14 protein-coding genes are annotated in these 19,389 nt (G+C 44.0%); 7 read left to right on the forward strand and 7 right to left on the reverse strand.

Annotated features, from left to right (window positions below; all coding sequences use genetic code 11):
* Positions 1-11: 11 nt before the first annotated feature.
* Positions 12-1,265 carry a carboxynorspermidine synthase gene (locus NP165_RS05960; protein WP_257085402.1) on the forward strand — a complete coding sequence of 418 codons (1,254 nt, stop codon included), beginning with the start codon at positions 12-14 and terminating at the stop codon, positions 1,263-1,265.
* 113 nt (positions 1,266-1,378) lie between these two features.
* Positions 1,379-2,512, forward strand: coding sequence for a carboxynorspermidine decarboxylase (gene nspC, locus NP165_RS05965; protein WP_257085403.1), 1,134 nt, complete (start codon positions 1,379-1,381; stop codon positions 2,510-2,512).
* Positions 2,513-2,587: 75 nt separating this feature from the next.
* Here the strand turns inward: nspC and NP165_RS05970 are convergent, their stop codons facing one another.
* The gene (locus NP165_RS05970) at positions 2,588-3,100 is read right to left on the reverse strand and encodes a glycine cleavage system transcriptional repressor (protein ID WP_257085404.1); all 513 of its coding nucleotides are present in this window, start codon (positions 3,098-3,100) and stop codon (positions 2,588-2,590) included.
* 190 nt (positions 3,101-3,290) lie between these two features.
* Positions 3,291-4,181 (reverse strand): DUF3943 domain-containing protein, encoded by an 891-nt coding sequence (locus NP165_RS05975; RefSeq protein WP_257085405.1) that lies wholly within the window; start codon positions 4,179-4,181, stop codon positions 3,291-3,293.
* Positions 4,182-4,347: 166 nt separating this feature from the next.
* Between NP165_RS05975 and NP165_RS05980 the strand changes: the two genes are divergently transcribed.
* Both NP165_RS05980 and NP165_RS05985 read left to right on the forward strand, forming a co-directional pair.
* Entirely contained in the window at positions 4,348-5,589 is a 1,242-nt protein-coding gene (locus NP165_RS05980) for a CinA family nicotinamide mononucleotide deamidase-related protein (protein ID WP_257085406.1), read from the forward strand.
* Positions 5,590-5,832: 243 nt separating this feature from the next.
* On the forward strand, positions 5,833-6,096 hold the full coding sequence (locus NP165_RS05985) for a hypothetical protein (protein ID WP_257085407.1): 264 nt from the start codon (positions 5,833-5,835) through the stop codon (positions 6,094-6,096).
* 79 nt (positions 6,097-6,175) lie between these two features.
* Here NP165_RS05985 and yfaE read toward each other — a convergent pair whose 3' ends face one another.
* From yfaE to ubiG, 4 genes are all read right to left on the reverse strand, one after another.
* A complete protein-coding gene (gene yfaE / locus NP165_RS05990) occupies positions 6,176-6,454 on the reverse strand; it encodes a class I ribonucleotide reductase maintenance protein YfaE (protein WP_257085408.1) in 279 nt (92 codons plus the stop codon).
* Positions 6,454-7,587: a class Ia ribonucleoside-diphosphate reductase subunit beta gene (gene nrdB, locus NP165_RS05995; RefSeq protein WP_257085409.1), complete on the reverse strand. Its 1,134-nt coding sequence runs from the start codon at positions 7,585-7,587 to the stop codon at positions 6,454-6,456. Before nrdB ends, yfaE begins: the two co-directional genes overlap by 1 nt.
* 88 nt (positions 7,588-7,675) lie before the next feature.
* Entirely contained in the window at positions 7,676-9,958 is a 2,283-nt protein-coding gene (gene nrdA, locus NP165_RS06000) for a class 1a ribonucleoside-diphosphate reductase subunit alpha (protein WP_257085410.1), read from the reverse strand.
* Positions 9,959-10,427: 469 nt separating this feature from the next.
* Entirely contained in the window at positions 10,428-11,135 is a 708-nt protein-coding gene (gene ubiG / locus NP165_RS06005) for a bifunctional 2-polyprenyl-6-hydroxyphenol methylase/3-demethylubiquinol 3-O-methyltransferase UbiG (protein WP_257085411.1), read from the reverse strand.
* 286 nt (positions 11,136-11,421) lie between these two features.
* On the opposite strand from ubiG, the gene gyrA reads away from it, so the two are divergent.
* The 3 genes from gyrA (at position 11,422) to NP165_RS06020 (ending at position 18,127) form a co-directional block, all read left to right on the forward strand.
* Positions 11,422-14,061, forward strand: coding sequence for a DNA topoisomerase (ATP-hydrolyzing) subunit A (gene gyrA / locus NP165_RS06010; protein ID WP_257085412.1), 2,640 nt, complete (start codon positions 11,422-11,424; stop codon positions 14,059-14,061).
* Between the two features lie 200 nt (positions 14,062-14,261).
* A complete protein-coding gene (locus NP165_RS06015; protein ID WP_257085413.1) occupies positions 14,262-16,088 on the forward strand; it encodes a putative bifunctional diguanylate cyclase/phosphodiesterase in 1,827 nt (608 codons plus the stop codon).
* A gap of 155 nt (positions 16,089-16,243) precedes the next feature.
* The gene (locus NP165_RS06020; protein WP_257085414.1) at positions 16,244-18,127 is read left to right on the forward strand and encodes a methyl-accepting chemotaxis protein; all 1,884 of its coding nucleotides are present in this window, start codon (positions 16,244-16,246) and stop codon (positions 18,125-18,127) included.
* A gap of 108 nt (positions 18,128-18,235) precedes the next feature.
* On the opposite strand, the gene NP165_RS06025 is transcribed toward NP165_RS06020, so the two are convergent.
* Positions 18,236-19,339 carry a phosphoribosylaminoimidazolesuccinocarboxamide synthase gene (locus tag NP165_RS06025; RefSeq protein WP_257085415.1) on the reverse strand — a complete coding sequence of 368 codons (1,104 nt, stop codon included), beginning with the start codon at positions 19,337-19,339 and terminating at the stop codon, positions 18,236-18,238.
* Between the last annotated feature and the right edge of the window lie 50 nt (positions 19,340-19,389).

A 19,389-nucleotide genomic window follows, 5' to 3' on the forward strand; every position in this document is an offset into this window, starting at 1 on the left:
AACGAAAAACTATGGCAATTCTACAGATTGGTGCAGGCGGCGTTGGTTGGGTTGTTGCACATAAAGCAGCACAAAACAATGACGTTCTGGGTGATATTACAATCGCATCACGTACCGTAGGTAAGTGTGAGAAAATCATCGAGTCTATTCAGAAGAAAAACAATCTGAAAGACTCAACTAAGAAACTAGAAGCTCGAGCAGTAAATGCTGACGACGTAGATTCATTGGTTGCTCTTATTAAAGAAGTACAGCCTGACCTAGTGATCAACGCGGGTCCTCCTTGGGTAAACATGCCAATCATGGAAGCATGTTACCAAGCGAAAGTGTCTTACTTAGACACATCAGTAGCGGTTGACTTGTGTTCTGAAGGCCAGCAAGTACCAGAAGCGTACGACTGGCAGTGGGGCTACCGTGAGAAGTTCGAAGAAGCGGGCATCACTGGTATCCTAGGTGCAGGTTTCGATCCGGGCGTCGTTTCGGTATTTGCTGCATACGCAGTAAAACACCTGTTCGATGAAATCGACACGATCGACGTAATGGACGTAAACGCAGGTGATCACGGTAAGAAGTTTGCAACTAACTTTGACCCAGAAACCAACATGCTAGAGATCCAAGGCGATTCTTTCTACTGGGAAAATGGCGAGTGGAAACAAGTACCTTGTCACTCACGTATGCTTGAGTTCGAATTCCCGAACTGTGGTTCGCACAAAGTGTACTCAATGGCACACGACGAAGTTCGTTCAATGAAAGAATTCATCCCTGCAAAACGCATTGAATTCTGGATGGGCTTTGGCGATCGTTACCTGAATTACTTCAACGTAATGCGTGATATCGGTCTACTAAGCCCAGACCCGCTAACGCTGCACGATGGCACAGTAGTACAGCCTCTACATGTATTGAAAGCACTACTACCAGACCCAACGTCTCTAGCGCCGGGTTACACTGGTCTAACGTGTATCGGTACTTGGGTTCAAGGTAAGAAAGACGGTAAAGAACGTAGCGTGTTCATCTACAACAATGCTGACCATGAAGTGGCATACGAAGATGTAGAGCACCAAGCGATCTCTTACACTACGGGTGTACCAGCGATCACTGCAGCACTACAGTTCTTCCGTGGCAAGTGGGCAGACAAAGGCGTGTTCAACATGGAACAGCTAGACCCAGATCCGTTCCTAGAAACAATGCCAGAAATCGGTCTAGATTGGCATGTTCAAGAGTTGGAACCTGCTCAAGGCCTACCAGTTATCCACGAGCTTAAAAAATAAGTCGTTAAGCCAAGACTTATCTTGAATTAACTAACTCTAAGCCGATGCAACCGCGTCGGCTTTGTTCGATTTTATAGTGCCTTCGTTTAGGCGAGGGGACTCAAGGTACTAACATGCAACACAATGAACTAAAAACTCCGTACTTCATGATTAATGAAGACAAGCTGATTGCGAACCTAGAGAAAGCGAAACAGCTCAAAGAAATTTCAGGCGTGAAGCTTGTACTTGCACTGAAATGTTTCTCAACTTGGGGTGTGTTTGACATCATCAAGCCTTACCTAGACGGCACAACCAGCTCTGGTCCGTTCGAAGTAAAATTAGGTCACGAAACGTTTGGTGGTGAAACGCACGCATACAGTGTGGGCTACAGCGAAGACGATGTACGTGAAGTGGCAGACATCTGCGATAAGATGATCTTTAACTCACAATCTCAGCTTGCGGCTTACCGCCACATCGTGGAAGGTAAAGCGTCGGTTGGTCTGCGTTTGAACCCAGGCGTAAGCTACGCGGGTCAAGACTTGGCTAACCCTGCACGTAAATTCTCTCGCCTTGGTGTACAAGCGGATCACATCAAACCTGAAGTTTTCGAAGGCATTGATGGTGTGATGTTCCACATGAACTGTGAGAACAAAGACGTCGATGCGTTCATCGGTCTACTGGATGCGATTTCAGAGCAGTTTGGCGAATACCTAAACAAGCTGGATTGGGTGAGCATGGGCGGCGGTGTGTTCTTCACGTGGCCGGGTTACGATATTGAGAAGCTAGGTCTAGCGCTAAAAGCATTCGCTGAGAAACACGGCGTACAAATGTACTTAGAACCGGGTGAAGCGATCATTACTAAAACCACTGATTTAGTGGTGACTGTGGTTGATATCGTTGAGAACGTAAAGAAAACAGCAATTGTCGACTCTGCAACCGAAGCGCACCGCTTAGATACGTTGATTTACAACGAGCCAGCATCGATTCTTGAAGCATCAGAAAATGGTGAACACGAATATGTTATTGGTTCATGTTCATGTCTTGCTGGTGACCAGTTCTGTGTGGCGAACTTTGAACAGCCGTTAGAAATTGGTCAGCGTCTGCATATTCTCGACAGCGCTGGCTACACCATGGTGAAACTAAACTGGTTCAACGGTTTACGCATGCCTTCAGTTTATTGTGAGCGTTCAAGTGGCGAAATTCAGAAGCTGAACGAGTTTGATTATTCAGACTTCAAACGCTCACTATCACAGTGGTCTGTGAAGTAACGTTTTCACGCGTTTAAAAATGACAAAGAGCAGCAATTAAGCTGCTCTTTTTTATTGATGATTGATATCAAAGTATTAGGCTTCCACCATTACTTTTGTATCTTCACTTAGTGATTCCAGTTCATTGGCAATATCATCAATGTCCACTTCGGAAGGCAGTCTAATCGCCATGTTGGCGGTAAATAGGCTGGAGCTTACGCCTCCACCACCTGCGATAAAGACACGCTGGCAATCCATATCCAGAATGCTGACGCCTTGCCCATCTAAGATATGGGTAATTTCATTGACAATGCCGGCTCTATCATTCGAATCTAATCGAATCTGGTAGATAGTATCAGCGTTAGTATGAAGCGCTTGGGAATCAACGATCTGAACAATCAACCCTTGTTGATCTTGAAACGCATTTTTCACCACGTCTGCATTTTTAGATGGCACGTCAACTTTGATAACCGCCGCGACTTGATCTTCTATAAAGTTCACTTTACTGATCAACCACTTCCCACCGTTTTCGTGAGTGATGGCAGCGAGCTGTTTTATAGTAGTGGGTGACGCTTTACCGACAAAGTTAACTATGAATGTTGTATTCACGCTCAGGCTCCTGAAAAGGGAAGGTTACTGACACTACAAAGTGTAGAGCAGTGTTTAAAATAAGGCATGATAGAGTTCAAGGTTTTGAGCTAATCATTTGTTCGCTATACAGTTCTTATACTCTGCGCACAAAATGGAGATGTAGTGGCGTTGGGTTTGTAAGTAATTTGTGTGATAGCGTTTTAAACGCCTAGAATCTGATGATAATTTCCGCACCGTAGAAATAGTCGTCATAGTGAGCGCCTGAACGTAGGGCAAAGTTTGCTGCATCACGGTTATTGAACCACGGTGTGCTACTGTAGTGCAGCTCTGCATTTCCTCCCCAAATGTCACTGACCCAGCCATGGATATGCCCCACTGGATTTAAGAAAAACAAGGTGACGTCTCCCAAACTCGCCGAACCCATAACTTGGCCACCTGACGCGATGATATCTTGTTCCGCCTCTAACATCAGCTCACCTACAACCGCGCCAAAGATTGGAGTGATGAAAAGATCTTGCCAAGAAGGGGCTTCTGCGAACGCTTCAAGACCGTATTCCCAAAACAACGTAGAAACACCTGCGGAATACAGAAACGAACCAAATTCGTTATATCCAGCATGACGCGCAACGGTATAGTAAACCCCACCAAAATAAGGGTGCATGACGTAATTTAAGAAAGGATCATCGCGATCCCACTCAGGGCCAGCACGTACGTTGTCTTTCCATTTAGAGACAAGATTGCTTAGGTTTCGGTCTTCATCATCCCAGTTTGTGACAGATTCAGGAAGGAGTGTCATCAGTCCAATAGTGGCAACCCCAAGTCCGACAATTGTGTACGTTTGCTCTTTAAGATAACCGGAGTCTCGCTCATTTGGGACGATTAAGTACTTTGGTAGAGGGGGCTCTTCAAGATTAGAGGTGATCTCTGCCAAGCCTAAGTTGGTTGAGTAGGTAAGAGGATACAAATCATAATGTGGATATAATACGTGACTCTGGGCTTGCTCAAACGAGTAGGACAACTCAATATGTTGGACTGAGTGAGTCGGACTGGCATTCGTCAGTGCTGAGTAAAGTAAAGCGGTAAGGCCAGCCTTTAACACGGAGTGCTCCAAAGAGTTGAGACTAATCGGGGTTGTGATTAGTAATTATAGTTAGATGAACGAAGACAAGATGTTAGATGCACAGTATGCTCTGAAATTGACTCCGACCCAGCAAACAAAATTAAACTAACACGTTTATATAACGTGAGATGAATAAGGACAAACTATGTTGAAAATTGCAATGTTAAGCACAGGAGAAGAGGTCCTGCATGGAGACATTGTAGATACAAATGCAGCCTGGTTGGCTCAGTTGTTCTTCGAGAATGGATATTCATTAATTAAGCGTTCAACAGTGGGCGATGAAAAGTCCTCCTTGGTTGAAGAACTGGTTATGCTCAGTTTCAATAATGATGTTGTCATCGTTAATGGTGGGTTAGGTCCGACCAGTGACGATTTGAGTGCAGAAGCGGCCGCCATTGCTGCTGACACGGATCTTGTTGAGTGTACAGAGTGGGTAGAGCGCTTACGTGCATTTTTTGCTGATCGCGGCGTTGTTATGCCAGAAAGCAATTTGAAGCAAGCAATGCTGCCTAGAGGTTCAACCATGATTGATAACCCGGTAGGTACTGCGTGTGGGTTTAAGGTTGAGCTCAACGATTGCGCTTTGTATTTTACTCCCGGTGTTCCCAGTGAGTTTAAACGGATGATAGAAAGTGAAATCTTGCCAGATTTGCAAAAAAACTATCCCACTCAAACTGGTATGGAGTGCAGTAAATTGCATACATTGGGGACCTCTGAGTCGGCACTTTCTGACAAATTGGATAAAGTTGAGCTTCCAGAAGGGTACTTCCTCGGTTATCGCTCCTACATTCCGTATATCGAGGTAAAACTATTCGGCCCTAAGAGTGATGTCGACCGACGAGTTAAGTTATTGCAATTGATTTATAAATTGATTGAAGAGCATGTAGTGAGTGTCGATGAGTCAATGCAGCAGCATGTGGCACACTTGATGATAGATAAAAAGCTCTCTATCTCCATGGCTGAGCAGTCCACACATGGTAATTTGGCGCGATGGCTTCATTTTGACGAAAATGCCGCACAATACTGTGGCCACGGATGGGTGCTAGGCGGGCAAGTTACCGTTGGCCAAGACGAAGGCGATGCTCTGGCCTCAGCATTTGCACTTGCTGCCGCCACAAAAGAGAAGTGTGGAACAGATGTATCGATAGTGACTGGTACCATTAACGACAACACGTTTTCAATAGCGATTGCGAGTAAAGAAGGAGAGTGGGGTCAGACTTTAACGCTAAATAGAAAGTACTCCCGCGAGGAGAAGGTGTTAGTGATCACCACTATTGCGGCGGATATGCTAAGGCGTTATTTGTCTCGTCAGCCTATGTTTCCAAGCTACAGTGCGCTCAAACGAGTAAAAGATATGTTTGTGCCTCAAAGTGCCATTCAATGCTGACAGCGGTTGTTAAAGGGTGTTACTCATTGATTCAATTTGTCCTGGTACGATGAGTGTGTAACTGGTTGAATAAAAGGCATATTTAATACTTGCTCAAAATTCGGCTGCTAAGAACGAAATGTTATAAATGTTAAGCTATTGATATTTAATGTATTTTATCTTTCTTCTCTGAAGAAGACAGAAAATTTAACATTTCGGGTTTAGACTTATAAATCGTCTAAGTTTGTACTCGGAGAGATTGATATGTTTCATCACTCAAAAATTTTGGTGTGGTATCAGATCGCTGGCCAAAAGATCATTTTAGGGGAGGCGGTGAGCAGCCAGCATTTGGATGCGGTATCTATGTGGTTGACAGCTCCTGAAGAAACAGACCAGGCAGGTGAATTAGGTTATCGTTTATCTTTGTTCGATGATGACGGAAGACAGATTGCCAATAAAGCCGTTTCAATGTTGACAGCAGATACTTTGCTTTCAGGGAATAGTAAGACGAGTGAAACACGATATTAAAAAACCCGGTATTGAATACCGGGCTTTTATGGACAACTTGTAAAAAGTCTTGACGACAAAACGTTATTACTAACTAACGTTAAGCACGCTTCTCTTTTATAGCATAATTGACATCTTCGAGTTGCACATCCGATTTCGCTTTGGATATGCAGGGGAGGATTTCATCTGCTTGTGTATACGCCATAGCAAAACCAACGTACTCCACTTCACCTGAAATTAGCTTGCAGCGACAAGCGCCACAGTGGCCATCTCGGCAGTTGTATTCAGGCTCAATACCAGCTTTCTCCATTGTTTCCAAAATCGTATTGGAAGGGTTGGACTGAATTGTTGAGGTACCGTTGATTTTGATACTGGGCATTACAGTTCGAAGTCCTTAAAGTCATCTACGCGAACATCACTGTCAATTTGACCAACAAGGTAAGATGAAATCTCAGCTTCTTGAGGTGCAACCTGAACATTGTCTGAAGACAACCACGCGTTAATCCAAGGAATTGGGTTCGACGTTGCGTTTGGATATGCCGCACTTAAACCAACCGCTTGCATACGGATGTTGGTAATATACTCAACGTATTGACACAGAATGTCTTTGTTCAGACCAATCATTGAACCATCTTTGAATAGGTATTCCGCCCACTCTTTTTCTTGTTCAGCCGCTGCTTTGAACAGATCGAAACACTCTTGTTTACACTCTTCTGCGATTTGCATGAACGAGAAATCGTCTTGGCCATTACGCAGCAGGTTGATCATGTGCTGGGTACCTGTCAGGTGAAGTGCTTCATCACGCGCAATAAGCTTGATGATCTTTGCATTACCTTCCATCAATTCGCGCTCTGCAAAGGCAAAAGAACACGCAAAACTTACGTAGAAACGAATGGCTTCTAGTGCGTTAACAGACATAAGACATAGGTACAGCTGTTTCTTCAGCGCTTGAAGTGAAACGGTCACTTCTTCACCATTGATCTGGTGCTTACCTTCACCGTAACGGTGGTAGTCGTTGGTCAGTTTGATCAGGTCATCGTAGTAGTGAGAAATATCTTCTGCACGTTTAAGGATGTGCTCGTTCTCAACGATGTCGTCAAATACGATACCAGGATCGTTAACGATATTACGGATAATATGAGTGTAAGAGCGAGAGTGAATCGTTTCTGAGAACGACCATGTTTCAATCCAAGTTTCTACTTCTGGAAGAGAAACAAGGGGTAGCAGTGCCACGTTAGGACTGCGACCCTGAATAGAATCAAGCAGAGTTTGATATTTCAGGTTAGAGATAAAAATATGCTTTTCGTGATCTGGCAGTTTGTTGTAGTCGATACGGTCACTAGATACGTCAACTTCTTCTGGACGCCAGAAAAATGAAAGCTGCTTTTCAATCAGCTTTTCAAAGATTTCGAATTTTTGTTGGTCGTAACGAGCAACGTTTACTGACTGACCCAAGAACATTGGCTCTTTTAGTTGGTCGTTCTTGTTTCTGTTAAAAGTACTGTAAGCCATAGTGCCTCAATTCCTTTTAAGCCCCTCAAAGGTGAGGGGCTAATAATTTGTTAAACCTGATTAACCCTATTTAAGTGTGGGTTATGGATTAAATCTTACAACCGCCGCCTGCACAATCATCATCTTGTGGCTGCACTGCATCTTTTTGGTCGTCTTTCGCGCCATCGCGGGTGTTATGGTAGTAAAGCGTCTTCACACCAAACTTGTAAGCAGTAAGCAGGTCTTGCATCAACTTCTTCATTGGAACCTTGCCACTTTCGAAACGGCTAGGGTCGTAGTTGGTGTTGGCTGAAATTGCTTGGTCTACGAATTTCTGCATGATACCAACAAGATGAATGTAACCGTCGTTTGACCCAATGTTCCAAAGCAACTCGTAGTTGTCTTTCAGGTTAACGAAATCAGGTACAACTTGCTTCAGGATGCCATCTTTAGACGCTTTCACCGATACGTAACCACGTGGTGGTTCAATACCGTTAGTTGCGTTCGAAATCTGTGAAGAGGTTTCTGAAGGCATCAGCGCGGTTAGCGTTGAGTTACGTAAACCGTGCTCCATGATTTCTTCACGTAGAGCATCCCAATCATAGTGAAGTTCTTCGTTGCAAATCAGATCAACATCTTTCTTGTAAGTGTCGATAGGTAGAAGACCTTTCGCGTAGTTTGTCTCGTGGAACGAAGGACACTTACCTTGTTCTTTTGCAAGCGCTACCGATGCTTTTAGCAAGTAGTATTGCATCGCTTCAAACGTGCGGTGTGTTAGACCATTCGCGCTTCCGTCAGAGTATTTCACACCATTCTTCGCTAGGTAGTACGCGTAGTTAATCACGCCAACACCCAGTGTACGACGGTTCATTGTTGACTTGTATGCAGCTGGAAGAGGGTAGTCTTGGTAATCAAGTAGTGCGTCTAGTGCACGAACTACAAGGTCAGACAGCTCTTCGAAATCGTCCAGTGATTTAATCGCACCCAGGTTAAATGCTGATAGCGTACAAAGCGCGATCTCACCTGAATCATCTTCAACGTTAGTCAAAGGTTTAGTTGGAAGGGCGATTTCCAAACATAGGTTTGACTGACGAACTGGTGCAACTTTAGAGTCGAACGGGCTGTGAGTATTACAGTGGTCAACGTTCTGGATGTAAATACGACCTGTCGATGCACGTTCTTGCATTAACAGAGAGAACATCTCGATCGCTTTTACCGTCTCTTTTTTCACTGATGGATCGTTTTCGTACTTAACGTACAAACGTTCGAACTCATCCTGATCTTCGAAGAACGCATCGTATAGGCCTGGTACGTCTGAAGGCGAGAACAACGTAATATTTCCACCTTCAACCAAACGTTGGTACATCAGACGGTTTAACTGAACACCGTAGTCCATATGGCGAACACGGTTTTCTTCAACACCACGGTTGTTTTTCAGAACCATCAGCGCTTGTGATTCACCGTGCCAAAGTGGGTAGAATACGGTCGCTGCACCACCACGAACACCACCTTGAGAGCAACATTTCACTGCTGTCTGGAAGTATTTGTAGAATGGAATACAACCTGTATGGAATGCTTCGCCACCACGGATTTCAGAACCCAATGCACGAATGCGACCAGCGTTAATGCCGATACCCGCACGTTGAGATACGTAACGCACAATAGAGCTTGCCGTTGCGTTAATAGAATCTAGGCTATCGCCACACTCTATCAGTACACATGAACTGAATTGACGCGTAGGCGTACGTACACCAGACATAATTGGTGTAGGTAGGGAAATTTTGAATGTCGATGTCGCATCATAGAAACGCTTGATGTAATCAAGACGAGAATCTTTTGGATACTTAGCAAACAGACATGCAGCAACCAGAATATAGAGAAACTGAGCACTTTCGTAGATTTGACCCGTTACGCGGTTCTGAACGAAGTATTTACCTTCAAGCTGTTTTACCGCAGCGTACGAGAAATCAAGGTCACGCTTGTGATCAAGGTAGGCGTCTAGCTCATCCAGTTCCGACTTTGAGTAGTCTTCAAGAATGTGCTGATCGTATTTGCCTTTCTCAATCAAGTCCGTTACGTGATCGAATAGCGCTGGTGGCTCATACTGTCCGTAAGCTTTCTTACGCAGGTGGAAGACAGCTAGACGTGCCGCTAGGTATTGGTAATCCGGAGTCTCTTCAGAGATTAAATCTGCCGCTGATTTGATGATAGTTTCATGAATATCAGTGGTCGTAATACCTTCGTAAAACTGGATGTGAGCGCGTAGTTCTACCTGAGATACCGATACGTTATCCAGACCTTCAGCGGCCCACGTAATGACTCGGTGGATCTTTTCTAGATCAATACTTTCTTTGCGGCCATCACGTTTAGTGACAGTTAGTTGTTGGTTCATTCTGCTTAATTTCCCTAGAAAAACTGATAAAAGCCGTATTTATGTGTAATTCTTGTAAAAGTTGTACTGGCTTTGTGATCAAACTCTATCTATATATTGTAGTTCAAACACAACATATAGGGGTGCATCTGAGTGCGGGTTACAAGATAGTGCTATTGGTGGTTGTTTTCAAGTTACAGATCTTGGGATGACTTGTGGATAACTATAAATTTAAAAAAATCTGTAAGTAGTCACTAACCGATGAAATTAGAGCCCACAAGATTGTATAAAATTACCAGTTGAAGATCGGTTTCGAAGTAACCTCTGATAAAAAAAAATCCCTTGATCTTTGGTAAAAAATAAGTCCGATTTACCAATCGATTAAATTGGGAACAGTGGCACAAAAAACGCCTAAAAATGCACTAAAAAAGGCGGGTTTCTTGTGCTACCGCCTTAAAAACAACCGCACCATAAAAATGGATAAACGTGATTAAAATCTTTGTGTGTGCACAATGTAATTCACGTCAACATTGGTTCCCAACTTATAGGTATCTGTCAAAGGGTTATAATGCAAACCCGTGATGCCCATTTCTGTTAGATCCGTTTGATCGATCATTTTGATCAGTTCTGAAGGGCGAATAAATTTGTCGTGGTCGTGAGTACCTTCTGGAACAATGCGCAGCAGTTTTTCCGCACCTACGATCGCAAAAAGGTATGACTTCATGTTGCGGTTAAGTGTAGAGAAGAACACATGACCCTCTGGCTTTACTAAGGCTGCACATGAACGAATAACAGAAAGGGGATCAGGCACATGTTCTAGCATTTCCATACATGTCACTACGTCATACTTACCCGAGTTTTCTTTTGCATGGTCTTCGATGGTACTTTGGATATAAGTCAGCTTGGTGCCAGTTTCAAGGGCATGTAAACGTGCCACTTCTAATGGTTCCTTACCCATATCAAGGCCAGTGACCGTTGCGCCTTCCTTAGCCATGCTTTCCGCTAAAATGCCGCCACCACAGCCAACATCAAGAACAGTCTTTCCAAACAAGCCATTTGCTTTGTCTAGGACATAGTTCAAGCGCAATGGGTTAATTTGGTGAAGAGGCTTAAACTCACCTTCTAGGTCCCACCAGCGCGAGGCCATTTCCTCAAACTTTTTAATTTCTTTTGGATCGACGTTTTGTGATTGGGTCATAACTACTCTGTATGCTAAAGCTTCCTTATAAGATAAGCCGCATTATACCCCCTATTGGTGACGAGCGCATAGAGTAGGCCAATTTTATCTAGTTTTGGCTAAAATGTAGCCTCTAATCAGAAACATAAATCCAGAGTGTTCAATTTCTCAGCATTTGATTCACAACCGAGCTCACAACCTGATAAAAGGCGAGGGAAAGTAATGCCGAAGAGTGGATTTGTGTGTTATATTTTTGAACCTTAAACGTATTGTACATACGATCAAAAAATAGAGGGATAATGGCTCTATGAGCGATCTAGCTAAAGAGATCACGCCCGTAAACATTGAAGATGAGCTTAGAGGTTCATACCTCGACTACGCGATGTCCGTAATCGTTGGTCGTGCTCTTCCAGATGTGCGTGATGGCCTAAAGCCAGTACACCGCCGCGTACTATTCGCGATGAATGTACTGGGCAATGACTGGAATAAACCATACAAAAAATCTGCCCGTGTTGTTGGCGACGTAATCGGTAAATATCACCCACACGGTGATAGCGCTGTGTACGACACTATCGTACGTATGGCTCAGCCGTTCTCACTACGTTACATGCTCGTTGATGGGCAAGGTAACTTCGGCTCCATTGATGGTGACTCAGCAGCAGCAATGCGTTATACCGAAGTTCGTATGGCGAAAATCGCCCACGAGCTTCTAGCTGATCTAGACAAAGAAACTGTAGATTACGTACCTAACTACGATGGTACAGAGCAAATCCCAGCAGTTCTTCCGACAAAAATTCCTAACCTATTGGTAAACGGTGCATCTGGTATCGCAGTAGGTATGGCAACCAACATCCCGCCACATAACCTTGGCGAAGTGATCGATGGCTGTCTTGCGTACATCAATAATGAAGCAATCACTATTGATGAACTAATGGATTACATCCCTGGTCCAGATTTCCCAACTGCGGCGCTTATCAGCGGTCGTAAAGGCATCGTAGACGCGTACAAAACAGGTCGCGGTAAGATCTACATGCGTTCAAAAGCGGAAATCGAAACAGAGAAGAACGGTAAAGAAACAATCATCGTTACCGAAATTCCTTACCAGGTGAACAAAGCTCGTTTGATCGAAAAGATCGCAGAGCTTGTAAAAGATAAGAAAGTAGAAGGCATCAGTGCTCTACGCGACGAGTCAGACAAAGATGGTATGCGTATTGTTATTGAATGTAAGCGTGACGCAGTAGGCGAAGTGGTTCTAAACAACCTTTACGCTCAAACTCAGCTACAAACGACTTTCGGCATCAACATGGTCGCGCTGAACAACGGTCAGCCACAGCTATTCAACCTGAAAGATATGTTGAAGTGCTTTGTGGATCACCGTCGTGAAGTGGTGACTCGTCGTACTATTTACGAATTGCGTAAAGCTCGTGAACGCGCGCACATCCTTGAAGGTCTTGCACTTGCACTTGCTAACATTGATGAAATCATCGATCTAATTCGTAAAGCACCGACACCAGCAGAAGCGAAAGCGGGTCTTGTTGCTCGTGGTTGGGATCTAGGTAACGTAGCAGCAATGCTAGAACGCGCAGGTACTGACGCAGCTCGCCCTGAATGGCTAGAGCCGCAATACGGCATCCGCGATGGTCAGTACTTCCTGACTGAGCAACAAGCGCAAGCAATTCTAGATCTACGTCTACACAAACTGACTGGTCTAGAACACGAGAAGATTCTTGCTGAATACAAAGAGCTTCTAGAAGAAATCGCAGAGCTGATGCACATTCTTGCAAGCACAGAACGCTTGATGGAAGTGATCCGCGAAGAGCTAGAAATGGTTCGCGATGCATTTGGTGATGTTCGTCGTACGGAAATCACAGCAGCTAGCCATGACATCGATATGGAAGAGCTGATCGCTCGTGAAGATGTAGTGGTTACACTTTCTCACGAAGGCTACGTGAAGTACCAAATCCTAAGTGACTACGAAGCTCAGCGTCGTGGTGGTAAAGGTAAGAGTGCAACTCGAATGAAGGATGAAGACTACATTGAGCGTCTTCTAGTGGCGAATACCCACGACAACATTCTTTGTTTCTCTACTCGCGGTAAGACTTACCGTCTGAAAGTTTACCAATTGCCACTAGCGAGCCGTACTGCTCGTGGTAAACCAATCGTGAATATTCTTCCACTGGAAGAAGGCGAACGTATCACTGCAATCCTACCAGTTGATGAATTCTCTCCAGAGAAATTCATTTTCATGGCAACAGGTGATGGTACCGTTAAGAAGACATCTCTTGACCAATTCGCTAACGTACGTTCAAACGGTTTAATCGCAGTTAACCTACGTGATGACGACTCTCTAATTGGTGTTGATATTACTAACGGTGACAGCGACATCATGCTGTTCTCGAAGGCGGGTAAAGTTGTTCGCTTTAGCGAAGACAAAGTACGCGCCATGGGCCGCACGGCGTCAGGTGTTCGTGGTATGAAACTAGCGGATAACGATCAGGTGGTATCTCTGATAGTTCCTTCTAATGAAGGAGACATCCTAACGGTAACGCAAAATGGTTACGGTAAGCGTACTGAGCTAGCAGAATACCCAACGAAAGGTCGTGCAACTCAGGGCGTTGTGTCTATCAAGGTTTCTGAGCGTAATGGTCCAGTTGTTGGAGCAGTACAAGTTGAGGAAGGCGACGAGATGATGATGATCACCGACGCTGGTACTCTTGTACGTACACGCGTTGCAGAAGTTAGCCAAGTAGGTCGAAATACCCAAGGTGTGACTCTTATCCGTACAGCAGAAGATGAGTCAGTGGTTGGACTACAGCGTATTGACGAAGTTGACGAAGCAGATTTACCAGAAGGTGAAGACGCAGAAGCAACAGAAGCAGGCGCAGAGCAGCAAGTATCTGAAGCACCAAAAGCGGATGATTCCGCAGCAGAAGACAACGACGCTTAATTTATAAGCGGAGACTCTAATTTAAAAACCGGGCATTGCGCTCGGTTTTTTTGTTTTTAAGCTGTGGAAAGCAATATTGAGATAATTTGATGACCTAAATCTAATAATAATTGCTACCCTCCCGTTTTGTATTGAATCAATAACGATTATGATATTGAATCATACGGGAAAGCAATAATTAGAAAGGCCCCTACAATCTTATGGAAAATAGTATTAAGTCAGTTCATCATCGAAATGCCTTTCTTATTGCTCTAAGGTGTGCATTTCTGTTTTCCGTTGCTTCTATCTCTTATACGTTGATAAACGAACATCAACATTTGAACGAGCTGTATATTCTATTTCCTATTAGCATTTTAATGGCCTATTTCGCTCGTCGCCATCAAACAAAAGTTGTTTGCTCTCTATTCTCTTTATTCGTTGTTTTTGCCGGTTCCATAGCCGACCCACTGAGTATTGATACAGTCGAAGAAAGCTTCATTTTATTACCGCTTTGCTACATATTCATTTTTCCAGGGTCGTTATGGCCGATTGCTGTTGGCCTTGCGCTTGTTTGCAGCTATTTGATTGATTACTCATCTATAGCCCATGACGAATTCTTGGAAGATGCTATTGAAGTGATTTTTATCACGACGTTTGCAACAGTCATGACGTACTTCCAACAAAAATCGATAAAACAAGTTCAGCTTTATAAAAAAGCGAGCCTTACGGATTATTTGACAAAGCTATCCAATCGACAGTCGTTTTTTCAGCAGATAAGAGATTTAGAAGCGAACCAACATACAGACTATGCCCTTATTCAAATTGGGTTAAAAAGGCTTAAAGCTGCCAATGACAACTTAGGTCACGGATATGGAGATGAGTTATTGCGTAAGTTTGCAATCCTTATCCGAAAGGCCGTTGGTGAACACGGTAGGGTATTTCGCCTTGGCGGTAATGAGCTGGCAATTTTGGTTGAGTTCGATGTTGGTGATAATTACAAAGTCGAGCAAATTATTGCTGCATTGGAAAGCCGAAACGATACCGTATGTAACATATACAACACCTGCTATACGCTACGTTACAACGGAGGTGTAGCGACGTTAAGTCAGGCTGAGAACAATAAGCGCGTATGGTGTAAAAATGTCGATGCCGCTGAATCAAAAGCTAAGTTAAACGATGAAGGTAAGATCCAATGGTATGATGATGGCTTAATGGAGGAGACGATTCGTCACCAAAAAATTGAATCTGAGCTAAAAGCGGCGATTCCTAACAACCAATTATTTCTCGTTTACCAGCCTAAAATCGATGTTGAAAGTAACCAAATTATCGGCGCTGAAGTGCTACTTCGTTGGGAGCATCCGGAGCTTGGATTGGTATCCCCGCTAGAGTTTATCAGTGTTGCAGAAAAGACAGCCCAAATCATACCGATCGGACGTTGGGTGATAGAGCAGGCGATTAAACAAGCCAAAGTGTGGCAAGGTCAGGGGCACGACTTATGCGTTGCCGTTAATGTGTCAACGGTGCAGTTTACGCATGACGACATTTATCAATGTATATCTGAAAATCTAGCAAAGCATGATTTAGCCGCTAAGTACCTTCAGGTAGAAATAACTGAAACTTCGATGATGGACAAACGATCGAAAGTAGCGGAAACCTGTAAGCAGTTGCAGCAACTGGGAGTGAGTGTAGCTATCGATGATTTTGGGATCGAGTATTCTTCTTTGAATTACTTAAAACATTTGCCGATAGATACAATTAAAATTGATAAATCGTTTATAGATGACTGTGTCACTGATGAAATCGATCACATGATAGTGCGTACTATTATTCAAATTGGTCATAATTTAAACAAGCAAGTCGTTGCCGAAGGCGTTGAAACTGACCAACAGCTTGAATTACTTCGACGTGAAGAATGTACTCAATTCCAAGGTTATTTGTATTCCAAACCAGTTCTTCCTGAACAATTTACGCGCTTACTTGAGTCGAATTCGCAAGCAACAATAGAACCTGAAGGTATTCCGCATCGATTTGGTATATCGGCTGGTTAATTTTTCTCCATTTCATAACAGTAAATAACTTTGATATTCACTCCAAAAAGTATTTATTCAGGATCTTAAGCAGGCTGAAATGTCGTGCATAGCAAGCCTTTACAATATAGAATTCGGCACACTTCTCATTTCATCAATCACTCTAGATACTAACAATGCAATTTTCACTCAAACAAAAATTGATTGGGGCGAGTTTATTAGCGGTAGTGCTAATGGCGAGTGCCTTGACATGGCTTTCTGCGAGCCAGCTTTTAGACCAAACCCGACAGGGTGTTCAAACTCGCGCCGCGAGTCTAGCAACAACAGCTTCGGCTGGCATTTCTGACTGGATGGTTATTCGCAAAGACATCGCAAAAGCGTTTAATGGTTACAGTGAAGAAGCGAATGTGGTGCCTTACTTACAGCAAGCTCGAAAAGCGGGTGGGTTCGACGATATCTTTTTAGGTACGCCAGAAGGCGGTATGTATCGTTCTCATCCTGAGCGCAACCGTGCCGACTACGATCCTCGCGTTCGTCCATGGTACAAAGACGCAAATGCAGCCGGTACGCAAATCATTACGACGGCTTACAAAGATGCCATTACGAATGCCCTATTGGTGACTATCGCGGAACCCATTCGTCGTGGTGGTCAATTCGTTGGGGTAGTCGGTGCGGATGTACTCATTGACCAATTGATTGATGACGTTATTAATCTTGATGTTGGCGAAAATGCTTACGCAATGTTGATTGATGCTCAAAATGGCACATTTTTAGCACACCCGAACAAGAATCTGTTGTTGAAACCAGTGACGACATTGTCAGAAAGTATGACGATGCATGCCATCGAGAAAGTGGCGAATGAAGGCGTCGTTAAAACTATTCAACGCGATAATAAAGACAAAATCTATTTCTTTAAGAAAGTGCCGGGTACACAGTGGTATTTTGCAACTGAAATGGATCGTGAAACCGAGGAAGCAGCGTATAGCCAGCTACTGTTTGAGCTTATTGTTACCGCTGCCGTGATTACATTCGGTGTTGTTCTTGTTGTTTCATGGTTGGTGAGTTTCTTATTCCGTGATCTTTCGCGCGTATCAAGAGCACTGGAAGAAATCGCTTCAGGTGAAGGGGATTTAACACAGCGCTTAGAACCTCGTAGTAATGATGAAGTAGGCCAATTGGCAGAAAACTTCAATAAATTCGTTGCGAATATGCATTCAATGGTGTCTAAGCTTAGCTTGGTGTCTGCATCTTTGTCTGAGCAGTCAAAACAGACAGCGCAGCATGCGGAAGAGCGAAGCACTCGTATTCGCCACCAGCAAGACGAAATCAATATGGTTGCAACGGCAATTAATGAGATGGCTGCGGCAACACAAGAAATTGCAGGTAACGCAGATCATACCGCGCAAAATTCAACGGAAGCGGTTACCGCTTGTGTGCATGGTGGTCAGCAAGTTGTACAAACTCAAAGCTCAATTCAAAATCTTGCACAAGAAGTACAGGTAGCGACCGACGTTATTCAAGAGCTTGAAGCGCACGGAAATAGTATTACGACGATTTTGTCGACTATCCAAGATATCGCGGAACAAACCAACCTATTGGCACTGAATGCGGCGATTGAAGCGGCGCGTGCTGGTGAGCAAGGTCGTGGTTTCGCTGTGGTGGCTGACGAAGTTCGCGTTCTTAGCCAACGCACCCATGCTTCTACTCAGGAAATTCAGCAAATGATTGAAACCTTGCAGGGTACAACCTCTAAAGCAGTTAGCATCATGGGTGACAGCCGACAGCTTGCGGACACGAGTGTCGTAGATGCGGACTCTGCAGCAGTCAGCCTGACTCAGATCCAAACTGCAGTTGAACGTATCAGTGATATGGCCACTCAGATTGCTTCTGCTGCAGAAGAGCAAGCATCGGTAACATCAGAAATTACCCGCAACACAGTAGGTATACGAGATGTGTCTAATGATCTAGCAGATGAAGCCCACGATGCGGCGGCTCAAGCTGCGCAGCTCTCTGAATTGTCACGTGAGCTAGAAAACGAGATTCAACGTTTTAAGCTATAGACTGTTTTAAGCGGTAGACGTTTTAAGCTGCAGATATAGAAACGAAAAAACGCCCGGTTGTCATACCGGGCGTTTTATTTAAGAACACGTTATGAAAGGGGGACTGGTTTAGTCAATCAGCCCATACTGAGCACTTAAGATATCAATGATTTCTTGTTTTGGATTAGCGCTTAAGTGAATAGGTTTCCCTGTGATTTTTTCAGCGATGCCTGTGTATGTTCTTGATATATCCATTAGTGATTCAAGTGGAAGCGTATTATCTCGTGCCAGCGCTTCACGTTCAGGCATGCGTTCTTTGTTTAAAAGAATATCTGGATCAGGGAAGTAGTTCAGCAAGAACTGACGGAAACCTTCTTTCGAGTTTTCAACGATGTTTCCAGCTTGGTATTCTTTCTCATCCCAAATGCGAGAAGAGTCTGGCGTGCCAACTTCATCCATGTAAATCAGCTTTTCATTACCCGCTGCATCGGTTACGTAACCAAATTCAAATTTAGTGTCGACAAAGATTTGACCTACATTTGAAAGCGCTTCGCTAATGACACCAAAGCCTTCGCGTAATAGCTTTTCATACTGAGCTATGTCTTCTCCCTTAGAGAAGTTGAACGCGGCAAAGTTATCTTCGATATTTTTACGTGTGATGTTTACATCATCCGCTTCTGGAACGCCGGGAATCCCTTGTAAAATGCCCTTCGTTGATGGGGTCATAAGAAGATCAGGAAGTGCTTTATCTTTCTCTAAACCTTCAGGAAGCTCGATTCCGCAAAATTCGCGTTCACCTTTTTCGTATGCACGCCACATAGAGCCTGTGATGTATTTGCGACAAATCGCTTCAATCATTATTGGCTTTGCTTTTTGAACGATCCAAACCAGTGGGTGAGGGATATCAAGGATATGGCTATCAGCTAAGCCATTGTCTTTGAATAGCTTAAACCAATGGTTAGAAATGGCATTGAGCGCAGCACCTTTGCCTGGAACGCCTTTTAACCCTTCTTCACCATGCCAGATGCAGTCGAAGGCAGAGATTCGGTCACTGATTACCATGATAGCCAAAGGTGCATCAGGGGCAACATCGTAACCTTTTTCTTCTATCAGACGTTTGCTATCTTCTTCTGTCAGCCAATACACAGAGCGTACTTTTCCACTGTGAACGGGCTTGTTAGTACGAATTGGAAGATCATCATTTACGGCAAGAACTTGATCAGCGAGACTCATTTAGACATTCCTATCTTTGTCAAAAATGGGCGAAAGCCACTATCGAGGCA

This window comes from Vibrio japonicus, from assembly GCF_024582835.1.
GTDB classification, from domain to species: Bacteria; Pseudomonadota; Gammaproteobacteria; order Enterobacterales; family Vibrionaceae; genus Vibrio; species Vibrio japonicus.

What these genes read in the sequence shown, in the direction of transcription:
- ubiG (WP_257085411.1), bottom strand. Translation starts at nt 11,135, where the DNA reads ATGACCCAATCACAAAACGTCGATCCAAAAGAAATTAAAAAGTTTGAG.
- nrdA (WP_257085410.1), bottom strand. Translation starts at nt 9,958, where the DNA reads ATGAACCAACAACTAACTGTCACTAAACGTGATGGCCGCAAAGAAAGT.
- NP165_RS06020 (WP_257085414.1), top strand. Translation starts at nt 16,244, where the DNA reads ATGCAATTTTCACTCAAACAAAAATTGATTGGGGCGAGTTTATTAGCG.
- nspC (WP_257085403.1), top strand. Translation starts at nt 1,379, where the DNA reads ATGCAACACAATGAACTAAAAACTCCGTACTTCATGATTAATGAAGAC.
- NP165_RS05960 (WP_257085402.1), top strand. Translation starts at nt 12, where the DNA reads ATGGCAATTCTACAGATTGGTGCAGGCGGCGTTGGTTGGGTTGTTGCA.
- NP165_RS06025 (WP_257085415.1), bottom strand. Translation starts at nt 19,339, where the DNA reads ATGAGTCTCGCTGATCAAGTTCTTGCCGTAAATGATGATCTTCCAATT.
- NP165_RS06015 (WP_257085413.1), top strand. Translation starts at nt 14,262, where the DNA reads ATGGAAAATAGTATTAAGTCAGTTCATCATCGAAATGCCTTTCTTATT.
- gyrA (WP_257085412.1), top strand. Translation starts at nt 11,422, where the DNA reads ATGAGCGATCTAGCTAAAGAGATCACGCCCGTAAACATTGAAGATGAG.
- nrdB (WP_257085409.1), bottom strand. Translation starts at nt 7,587, where the DNA reads ATGGCTTACAGTACTTTTAACAGAAACAAGAACGACCAACTAAAAGAG.
- NP165_RS05985 (WP_257085407.1), top strand. Translation starts at nt 5,833, where the DNA reads ATGTTTCATCACTCAAAAATTTTGGTGTGGTATCAGATCGCTGGCCAA.
- NP165_RS05980 (WP_257085406.1), top strand. Translation starts at nt 4,348, where the DNA reads ATGTTGAAAATTGCAATGTTAAGCACAGGAGAAGAGGTCCTGCATGGA.
- yfaE (WP_257085408.1), bottom strand. Translation starts at nt 6,454, where the DNA reads ATGCCCAGTATCAAAATCAACGGTACCTCAACAATTCAGTCCAACCCT.